Origin of the sequence: Pseudomonas sp. MWU12-2319, from assembly GCF_023242525.1 — a bacterium.
Classification (GTDB): Bacteria; Pseudomonadota; Gammaproteobacteria; order Pseudomonadales; family Pseudomonadaceae; genus Aquipseudomonas; species Aquipseudomonas gingeri_D.
The window spans coordinates 626,471-635,811 of sequence record NZ_JALJES010000001.1; the positions used below are offsets into that span (position 1 = coordinate 626,471).

Consider the following 9,341-nt stretch of genomic DNA (forward strand, 5'->3'; position numbering starts at 1 on the left):
TCCCGCGTTATCGTTGACGTCCATCGCGAGCAAGCTCGCTCCTACCGGGGGAGGTTGATATTCCCCTTCATGACGAGGCCCGGTCTATGCCGCACAACGTTATCCTGGTCGTGCTCGATGGCCTGAACTATGAGGTCGCCCGCCATGCCATGGGCCATCTCCAGGCTTACGCAGGCGCAGGACGCGCGGCGCTGTACAAACTGGAATGCGAGTTGCCCTCGCTCTCAAGACCGCTCTACGAATGCATTCTGACCGGTGTGGCTCCGATCCGGAGCGGCATCGTGCACAACCACGTCTCGCGCCTGTCCAACCAGCGCAGCGTGTTCCATTACGCCCGCGACGCCGGCCTGAGCACCGCCGCGGCGGCCTATCACTGGGTCAGCGAGCTGTACAACCGCACGCCCTTCGTCGCCGCCCGTGACCGGCACACCCGGGATGAAAACCTGGCGATCCAGCACGGCCATTTCTACTGGGTCGACCACTACCCCGATTCCCATCTGTTCGCCGATGCCGAAAGCCTGCGCCTGCAACACGCGCCGAACTTCCTGCTGGTGCACCCGATGAACATCGACGACGCCGGTCACAAGCACGGCCTCGACACCGCGCAATACCGCAACAGCGCGCGTTCCGCCGACATCATCCTGGCCGACTACCTGCAAGGCTGGCTCGACGCCGGCTATCAGGTGCTGGTGACCGCCGACCACGGCATGAACAACGACCGCTCGCACAACGGCCTGCTGGCCGAAGAGCGCGAAGTGCCGCTGTTCGTCCTCGGCGATGCCTTCAGTTTCAACCCCGACGCCACGCCCCTACAGACGCAGCTCTGCGGCACGATCTGCGAGCTGCTGGGCGTCCCCCATGACAAACCTGTATGCCGGGAGTTGTTGAAGTGAATTCACTCACCCGTGGCAAATGGCTCGCCGTGCTCTGCCTGGTGCCCTTTGCCCTGTTCTTTATCGTGTTCGAGATCGCGCCGCTGGTGTGGGTGCTGATCAACAGCGTGCAGTCGGAAGACGACGGCTGGGGCCTGGCCAACTTCAGCAAGATCTTCAGCTCGAAGTTCTACCTGCAGGCGATCCAGTACAGCCTGGAAATCAGCTTCTGGTCCAGCGTGTTCGGCATGCTGATCGCCGTGCTCGGCGCCTACTCCCTGCGCCGGGTCGACTCGCGCCTGCGGGACTTCGTCAACTCATTCGCCAACATGACCAGCAACTTCGCCGGCGTGCCGCTGGCCTTTGCGTTCATCATCCTGCTGGGCTTCAACGGCACCTTCACCATCATGCTGAAACAGGCCGGGATCATTCAGGATTTCAACCTGTACTCGAAAACCGGCCTGATCATTCTCTACACCTACTTCCAGATTCCCCTCGGCGTGCTGTTGCTCTACCCGGCCTTCGACGCCCTGCGCGAAGACTGGCGCGAGTCCGCCGCGCTGCTCGGCGCCGACGGCTGGCAGTTCTGGCGGCATATCGGCCTGCCGGTGCTGACCCCGGCACTGCTGGGCACCTTCGTCATCCTGCTGGCCAACGCCCTCGGCGCCTACGCCACGGTGTATGCCCTGACCACCGGCAACTTCAACGTGTTGCCGATCCGTATTGCCGCCATGGTTTCCGGCGACATCAGCCTCGACCCGAACATGGCCAGTGCGCTGGCGGTGGTGCTGGTGGGCCTGATGACCTTCGTGACCGTGACCCACCAGTGGCTGTTGAAAAGGAGCTACCATGTCGCGCGCTGAACCCGGCTCCGCCGCCCTGTACCACCGCGGGGTGGTCTACCTGCTGTTCCTGATCCTGCTGCTGCCCCTGGCCGGCACCCTGATCTACTCCCTGGCCAGCAGTTGGTCGGCGACCATCCTGCCCGCCGGTTTCACCTTCAAGTGGTACCTGCAACTGTGGAGCGACCCGCGCTTCCTCAATGCCTTCGGCCAGTCGCTGATCGTCTGCGTCGGCTCCCTGGTGTTGTCGGTGGTGCTGATCCTGCCGCTGCTGTTCGTGGTGCACTACCACTTCCCCAAGCTCGACGCGCTGATGAACATCCTCATCCTGCTGCCCTTCGCGGTGCCGCCGGTGGTGTCCTCGGTGGGCCTGTTGCAGCTCTACGGTTCCGGACCGTTCGCCATGGTCGGCACGCCGTGGATCCTGATCGGTTGCTACTTCACCGTGGCCTTGCCGTTCATGTACCGGGCGATCACCAACAACCTGCAGGCGATCAACCTGCGCGACCTGATGGACGCCGCCCACCTGCTCGGTGCCAGCACCTGGCAGGCAGCGTTCCTGGTGGTGCTGCCGAATCTGCGCAAGGGCCTGATGGTCGCGCTGCTGCTGTCGTTCTCCTTCCTGTTCGGCGAGTTCGTGTTCGCCAACATCCTGGTCGGTACCCGCTATGAAACCCTGCAGGTGTACCTGAACAACATGCGCAACAGCAGCGGCCATTTCACCAGCGCCCTCGTGATTTCCTATTTCCTCTTCGTGCTGGTGCTCACCTGGGTCGCCAACCGCCTGAACAAGGACAAAAGCCAATGAGCTTCATCAGTGTCCAGAACCTGAAAAAAACCTACGCCGGCACCACGGTGTTCAGTGATATCAACTGCGAAATCGCCAAGGGTGAATTCGTCACCCTGCTTGGCCCGTCCGGTTGCGGCAAGTCGACCCTGCTGCGTTGCATCGCCGGCCTGACCTCGGTGGACGGCGGCAAGATCCTCCTCGACGGCCAGGACATCGTCCCGTTGAGCCCGCAGAAACGCGCGATCGGCATGGTGTTCCAGAGCTACGCGTTGTTCCCCAACATGACCGTGGAACAGAACGTCGCTTTCGGCCTGAAGATGCAGAAGGTCAATGCCGACGACAGCCACAAGCGCGTCATGGAAGCCCTCAGGCTGGTGGAACTGCACGACTTCGCCGCGCGCTACCCGCACCAGTTGTCCGGCGGCCAATGCCAGCGCGTGGCCCTGGCCCGCTCCCTGGTCACCCGCCCGCGCCTGCTGTTGCTCGATGAGCCGCTGTCGGCCCTCGATGCACGGATTCGCAAACACCTGCGCGAGCAGATCCGGGCGATCCAGCGCGAGCTGGGCCTGACCACCATTTTCGTCACCCATGACCAGGAAGAAGCCCTGACCATGAGTGACCGGATCTTCCTGATGAACCAGGGCAAGATCGTCCAGAGCGGCGACGCCGAATCCCTCTACACCGCGCCGGTGGACGTGTTTGCCGCCGGCTTTATCGGCAACTACAACCTGCTCGACGCCGACGCGGCCAGCCGCCTGCTGCAACGGCCGATCAACAGCCGCATCGCCATTCGCCCGGAAGCCATCGAACTGCGTGCCGAGGGTGAACTGGACGCGCTGATTCGCGGTCACAGCTTGCTGGGCAACGTGATTCGTTACCGGGTCGAGGCCCGGGGCGTGGAACTGGTGGTGGACGTGCTCAACCGCTCGGCCGCCGACCTGCACCCCGAAGGCCGGCGTTTGTCGCTGTCTATCGATCCGAGTGCCCTATGTGAGGTAGCCTGATGTCCTTAGCGCGTTTGAAGAGAGAGCAGTACTGATGGCCCTGGCAATTTTTGATCTGGACGACACCCTGATCCACGGCGACTGCGCCACCCTCTGGAGCGAGCAGATGGTGCGCCTGGGTTGGGTCGACCCGGAGACGTTCATGCAGCGCAACAACGAGCTGATGGACGCCTACGGCAAGGGCGAACTGGCCATGGAAGACTACATGCTGTTCAGCCTGGAACCGATGGCCGGGCGCACCCCGGAAGAAATCGCCCACCTGGTCGAGCCCTGGGTCGAAGACGTGATCGAGCCCTTGATCTACAGCGATGCGTGCAAGGCGATTGCCGCCCACCGCGCGGCGGGTGACCGGATCCTGGTGATCTCGGCGTCGGGCATCCACCTGGTCAAGGCGATTGCCGAGCGCGTCGGCATCGACGAAGTGCTGGGCATCGACCTCGATATCCTGCACGGCGTCTACACCGGACACACCGTCGGCACCCTCACCTACCGCGAAGGCAAGATCGTGCGCTTGATGGAATGGCTGGATGCCGAAGGCGAGAACCTGGAAGGCGCGAGTTTCTATTCGGATTCACGCAATGATCTGCCGTTGTTGCTCAAGGTGGATCACCCGCAGGTGGTCAATCCCGATCCGGTGCTGCGTGAGCAAGCGGAGAAGGCCGGGTGGCCGGTTCACGTCTGGAGCTGAGGCAGGGCAAGGGTTGATGCCCGTCAGTTAAACACGATCCCAAGCCCGGCAGACGTGTAGCGAGCGGGCAAGCCCTACGGCATCAGGGCAAGCCCGCACGATGAAAAACTGCGTCTACTATCAGACATGACAACCCGAACAGACCATCAGACCAACGGTACGCATTTCCCTCCTTGACCTGTCATTTCTGACAGTAGACACAGCACCTCATCCGCGGGTTAATAAATCCCCTGCCCACTGCGCAGCATCCCTTACCACAGCAATACGGCATTGAAGAGTGGACTTGCTGTGGGTTTCTGAATAACGGCTGGGTATGCGGAACTGCGCCCGCCGTTAACAAGCCCCTCGACGCGGGGTGAAATTCGGTAGGGTTTGTTTTCAGAAAACCCCTTTCGGGAGTTTGATGAACATGATGCGTGTCGAATATTATCTGGGACACGTCATGAAAATGACATCACTTATAATCCTCGCACTCGCTTTGTTATCGGGCTGTACAATTCAGTCGCCGACGTTACCCGCGAATATTCAGAGCTATAACGCCAATGAGCGCGCGGGCGCGGAAACCGCCCGACAGCTGACTGAGCGCTATAACGACAGAGCCGCTAATTGCGGTTCCGCCAGCTTGGCGGCCTTTCTATGCTCAGGCATTATTTTCCGAGCGACCAAAGCAGGTAGTTACCACGTCTGGGATCCATATCGACCCTCAAGCGATTCATCCGCTTCCAGCCCCCACGTACGCCGCCTCGACCTATAAGGTGGCCGTGAATTATGGCGGACAGACCGGCTATAGCGTCAGGGTTCGCTGGACAGGCACCACCACTCGCGACACTGAAACACAGGCGGTGACCACCGGCCAATCCAATACCTTTGATATCCCCACTGCCTGGATCACCGAAAATCGCGGCAAGACCGTGCTGATCAACTATTCGATCGTACGCACGAACAGTAGCGAACAACGGATGTTCTCTCAGGTGCTCAGGGTCAATTTTTGAATCACCTCACTCATCAAGCCCCCACTGCGTATCACGCGATGGGGGCCCCATGATGTTGAGAGGCGCGAGCCTTCAGAGCGGAACCCGAAGCACCCAGGAAAACATTCGATCCCCTGTATTGTCCGAGCGTTTTATCGAATAGTTGATCAGCACGGTCTTGCCGCGATTTTCGGTGATCCAGGCATTGTCGATGGCAAAGGTATTGACTTGACCGACCACGACATTTTGTACAGCGGTGTCATGAGTGGTTACGCCCACCCAACGAACACCAACCGTATAACCGGCTTGTCCGACATTAACGAGCACGGTTGAACCCGAATAAGTAGGCGGCGGTAATGTCACGGCCTGAGGGTCGATATGCAGTGTCAATTTTTCAGACTCTATCGTATCGCCGGTCCCCTTCTCCTTGACGGAATATCCGACGTCAACCGTTCGGCCAATATTGTCGATGACCTCCATCCGCGGAATCGGGATCAGTCTTTTTCCTGGTGGGTTGCCCACAGTGGTAACCGCCCCGCTGTAGTTGACTCGACCCTCCCAACGCGGCTTGAGGGTGTCGTCTTTGTCCATCCCGGTATAGTGCGGAACTTCGACATTAACTACGTCATCCGTGTAGATATCCGCCATCCTGAGCCATTGCTCATTTCCGGTTGTTTTATAGGCCTTGAGGACTAAAGGCCGGGGCTTGGTCGGAGTGGGTAATACGGCCTGATCCGCAGCGTTATAACTGAACGTTGCATTATCTGCCTGTATCGCCGGGAGCGTCAGACGGATGATCGGTACCACCAGACCGTTAGTGCGGTCATGGTATTTTTGCTGATCAATTCGGGCATTGGCCAAGCCGCTGGTCGAACCGACCACGGTGTAGAAAAACGCTTCGATCGGCAGGACGGCAGGTTGATTCTCAGGCCAGGCCTTGATCCGAAGCTCATTGTGATCAGCAAAGGCTGTCGCCCCCAACAATCCTCTTACGCGAATGGCTTGATTGAATGCCTGCACAGCCTCTGCATTCAACTCATTTCTGACCATGAAAGAACACGAATACGCGTTCGGCCTGGCGCTTCCCGCAGGGTTTCGATAATGCGCGATCCATTCTTCGGCCGTGGTGATATTTTGCTCGCGACAAGGTCGACTGACGCCAGGGAAGGGGTAGGTAATGATACTGTCACGGCAACCGAATTGCCCCGGCGCGGTTCGATAGAAAGTTGCACCGTCCAAGGGAAAATAACAGATGACTTCAGGTCTGATTTTGTCGCTGGGCGCAGAAAAATAAGGGTAGAAAACAAGGCCATTAGTCCCTCCCCAAGGCGTGCGCACAAACTTCGTATCCGCCCTCAAAAACGAAAACGATACCGCATCCGTTTCCCTCGAAAAGTCGCTATGCTCCCAAGGATCATAATTCGGGCTGGTTTTCGTTATTCTCAAGGTCACACCCGAACACAGAAAAGCGGGCGTGGTCGACGATCCGCAATTGGCAGCGGTGTTATTGTACTGCCTTGTCAAGTTTGCAGCCGTTTCCTCACCACTCCGTTGATTAATATTCGCCGTCGTAACGTTCGTCGCCTGAAACGTAGAAGACGTGCAGCCGACGAGGAAGGCGATCATCAGACCGGCCAAGTGTATTTTTCTCATTGTGAACACCCTTGTCTTCGAACAGAAGATCTGTAATGACAGAGGTCAACAACCGAGACAGGGAGAGCCCGAAGGCCCTCCCACGCTCGACAAGCGCTATTGATTGCTCGTTTAAAAGTGCAACCTCAACACCTGCGAAAACATCAGGAGATCAGTTGTACCGGTACGGTGGACCGTATAGTTAACCAGCACCGTTGTGCCCTGGTTCTCGCTGATCCAGCCAGCCGGCACATCAAACTGATAGGCCTGCCCCGTTGTCAGATCGACTTCAGGTCCGTCGTGAACGACAACACCCGTCCATCGAATCCTGATTTTGTAACCGGTCCTTATATCGGCATGGCTCACGGTGATTCTTCTGTTCGCACTGGAGTATACCGGCGCCGGTAAATTCAAAGCCTGCGCATCGATATGCAGCGTCGTGCGCACCGATTCCAGTGTCTCGCTGGTGGCGGTTTCCTTCACGCTGTAACCCACCTGGACCGAGCGACCGATATTGTCGATCACTTCCAGCCTGGGCACCCGCAGCCGCCTGGGCCCCGGGTTAGGTCCCACCGGGACAATCGCTCCGTCGTGATAGTCGACCCGACCTTCCCAACGGACCTTGAGCGTATGGATAGGGTCCATGCCGGTGTAATGCGGGACTTCGACCTCCAGGTAATCGTCATAGTAGATATCACTCATGCGGATGCGATCATTCGCCGGAGGGTTATAGGCCTTGGGTATCGACGGTCTGCGCAGATTCAGCCGTACCGTGAAACTGCGGGTGGCCGAAGGCGGAAGTCCACTGCCATAAAGCGCCTCGACATGCAGACTATGGGGGCCTGACAACAATCGATTCACCGGGTATTGCCAATTGCCATTGGCGGGAACATTAACGACACCCAGCAATTGACGGCCATCAAACACGTTGAGTCTCTCGTTACCCTGGGCCTTGCCATACAAGGTCACGTTCGGCCATTCCGTGGTTGTGTTATTCGCAATCTCGGCCCCATTCCCGTCCTTAACGTTGTCCAGGGTCGGTGCGACACTCGCCCGAACGGTAAAACGCCGTTCGGACGACTCCGCGCCGGTGCCGTAAAGCGCCTTGGCCTTGAGGATATAGAGCTTGTAGGCAAGCCCGCTGATCACCACGCGCCAGATACCGGTAGTGGGATCCGCCGTGGCCGGTATGCTGATGGGAACGGGGTTGCCGGTATCGTAGAGTTGGATCTGCTCGCCCTTGATCGCCGTACCGATGACGGTGACGCTCGTTTCACTCGTGCTCCCACCCGGTGCAATGCTGCCCTTGGAGTCACGGATATCGCTGATGATCGGTTCACCCCCAGAGGTCGCACCGATGGTCAGCTCACGTACCAGCGAGCGTTGAATCGGAGAGCCCGTACGCTTGATGTAATAGTCGGTGTTTACCGTGCCGTTCAAGTTACCGATCACATACTGAAACGGTACGATAAAGGGGTAGGGTCTACCGGCCGAGCCTGAGCTGAGCGGAGGTGTCTCTTGATCCGGTGCACTGATGAGCGAACCCCTCCAGCGCAACACGATAATGTCATTGGGCAGGGTGCCCGTATAAGGCGCCTCGACATCGGCCCCGATGTTCGGATTCACATCGTCCGGATTCAGGACATCGTTATTGGCCTGGATAACGTCGGGTTTGTCCAGGTCAGGCTGACCGCTACCGACGGACAAGGTCAACTCCTGTGATTTACGTTGGCTATTGATCCAGTAGTAAACGGTGAGCGAACCGCCATCGAGTCGCTTGATTTCATTCTTGTCCACATTACGCAGAACCGGATCGCCATTCGGTTCATTACTCACATAGGCGTTAATGTCGAAACCGGTGGGGTTGTTGCTGGCGTCAAGTCCTTCAAACACGATGTAGAGGTGATCCCCGGGCTGGCGCCCCGGATAATAGGGCACTGAAATGGTGTAGAAATTCAGGTCCGGGTCCAGCACACTGCCACTCGCTTCCACAAAACTCGGGCGTTCGGGCATGGCAATATCACCCACCACCGTGACGTTGGCGCTTTTCGACGGGTGATCCGCCGTACCGCTCCTGATCCGTACGTAAGACACCGACGCCCGTCCCTTGGCAATCGCCTCCACGTATTCGTAGGGGATGGGAAAGTCGTACTGGAAAGGGATGAATTCGACGGTCCTGTCGAGAGGGCCGACGATCACCGGCGTATTGCCCTGGGCCGGTGTACCGACCCAGGTCAGGCGCAGGGTATCGCCGACGGCATGATCGGTTGCATTGACGTACACCCGGCAAATGACATCGGCCCCCGCCAACTGTTCGAGGTCAATCTCTCGGACGGGACGATCGTTGACCAACACCTGCGGCGCATCGAGGCGGTTGCCGCCCACGTCGACCTGCACGGTGGTAATCACGGACCAGGGTTCACGCTCATCGGGATAGTTTTTGCAGACATCCACCACCTGATAAGCGATGTCGATCTGGCCGTCTAGAGCGTCCTCGATGACCGTTCTGTCGACATGGATCGGGATATCCGTGTCCACCTCG

General features: G+C 58.7%; 7 protein-coding genes and 1 pseudogene. 6 read left to right on the forward strand and 2 right to left on the reverse strand.

Annotated elements, in window-relative coordinates; genetic code table 11:
- The first annotated feature begins 86 nt into the window (after positions 1–86).
- The 6 genes from M5C01_RS02675 to M5C01_RS02700 all read left to right on the forward strand — a co-directional run bounded on the left by M5C01_RS02675 (position 87) and on the right by M5C01_RS02700 (position 5,188).
- Positions 87–893 carry an alkaline phosphatase family protein gene (locus M5C01_RS02675; protein WP_152737198.1) on the forward strand — a complete coding sequence of 269 codons (807 nt, stop codon included), beginning with the start codon at positions 87–89 and terminating at the stop codon, positions 891–893.
- Positions 872–1,735 carry an ABC transporter permease subunit gene (locus M5C01_RS02680; protein WP_152737199.1) on the forward strand — a complete coding sequence of 288 codons (864 nt, stop codon included), beginning with the start codon at positions 872–874 and terminating at the stop codon, positions 1,733–1,735. Before M5C01_RS02675 ends, M5C01_RS02680 begins: the two co-directional genes overlap by 22 nt.
- Positions 1,722–2,522 carry an ABC transporter permease gene (locus M5C01_RS02685; protein ID WP_103499152.1) on the forward strand — a complete coding sequence of 267 codons (801 nt, stop codon included), beginning with the start codon at positions 1,722–1,724 and terminating at the stop codon, positions 2,520–2,522. The genes M5C01_RS02680 and M5C01_RS02685 overlap by 14 nt, the downstream gene beginning before the upstream one ends.
- Positions 2,519–3,508: an ABC transporter ATP-binding protein gene (locus M5C01_RS02690; protein WP_103499153.1), complete on the forward strand. Its 990-nt coding sequence runs from the start codon at positions 2,519–2,521 to the stop codon at positions 3,506–3,508. Before M5C01_RS02685 ends, M5C01_RS02690 begins: the two co-directional genes overlap by 4 nt.
- 34 nt (positions 3,509–3,542) lie before the next feature.
- Positions 3,543–4,196, forward strand: a complete 654-nt coding sequence (locus tag M5C01_RS02695) for an HAD family hydrolase (protein ID WP_103499154.1) — start codon at positions 3,543–3,545, stop codon at positions 4,194–4,196.
- 755 nt (positions 4,197–4,951) lie between these two features.
- Positions 4,952–5,188: a hypothetical protein gene (locus tag M5C01_RS02700; protein ID WP_152737200.1), complete on the forward strand. Its 237-nt coding sequence runs from the start codon at positions 4,952–4,954 to the stop codon at positions 5,186–5,188.
- A 72-nt stretch (positions 5,189–5,260) separates the two neighbouring features.
- Here the strand turns inward: M5C01_RS02700 and M5C01_RS02705 are convergent, their stop codons facing one another.
- Together M5C01_RS02705 and M5C01_RS02710 are read right to left on the reverse strand one after the other, a co-directional pair.
- Positions 5,261–6,805: a hypothetical protein gene (locus tag M5C01_RS02705; RefSeq protein ID WP_152737201.1), complete on the reverse strand. Its 1,545-nt coding sequence runs from the start codon at positions 6,803–6,805 to the stop codon at positions 5,261–5,263.
- A 126-nt stretch (positions 6,806–6,931) separates the two neighbouring features.
- Positions 6,932–9,341 (reverse strand): annotated as a pseudogene (locus tag M5C01_RS02710) (hypothetical protein); the annotation flags it as partial.

What these genes read in the sequence shown, in the direction of transcription:
- M5C01_RS02685 (WP_103499152.1), top strand. Translation starts at nt 1,722, where the DNA reads ATGTCGCGCGCTGAACCCGGCTCCGCCGCCCTGTACCACCGCGGGGTG.
- M5C01_RS02690 (WP_103499153.1), top strand. Translation starts at nt 2,519, where the DNA reads ATGAGCTTCATCAGTGTCCAGAACCTGAAAAAAACCTACGCCGGCACC.
- M5C01_RS02675 (WP_152737198.1), top strand. Translation starts at nt 87, where the DNA reads ATGCCGCACAACGTTATCCTGGTCGTGCTCGATGGCCTGAACTATGAG.
- M5C01_RS02695 (WP_103499154.1), top strand. Translation starts at nt 3,543, where the DNA reads ATGGCCCTGGCAATTTTTGATCTGGACGACACCCTGATCCACGGCGAC.
- M5C01_RS02680 (WP_152737199.1), top strand. Translation starts at nt 872, where the DNA reads ATGCCGGGAGTTGTTGAAGTGAATTCACTCACCCGTGGCAAATGGCTC.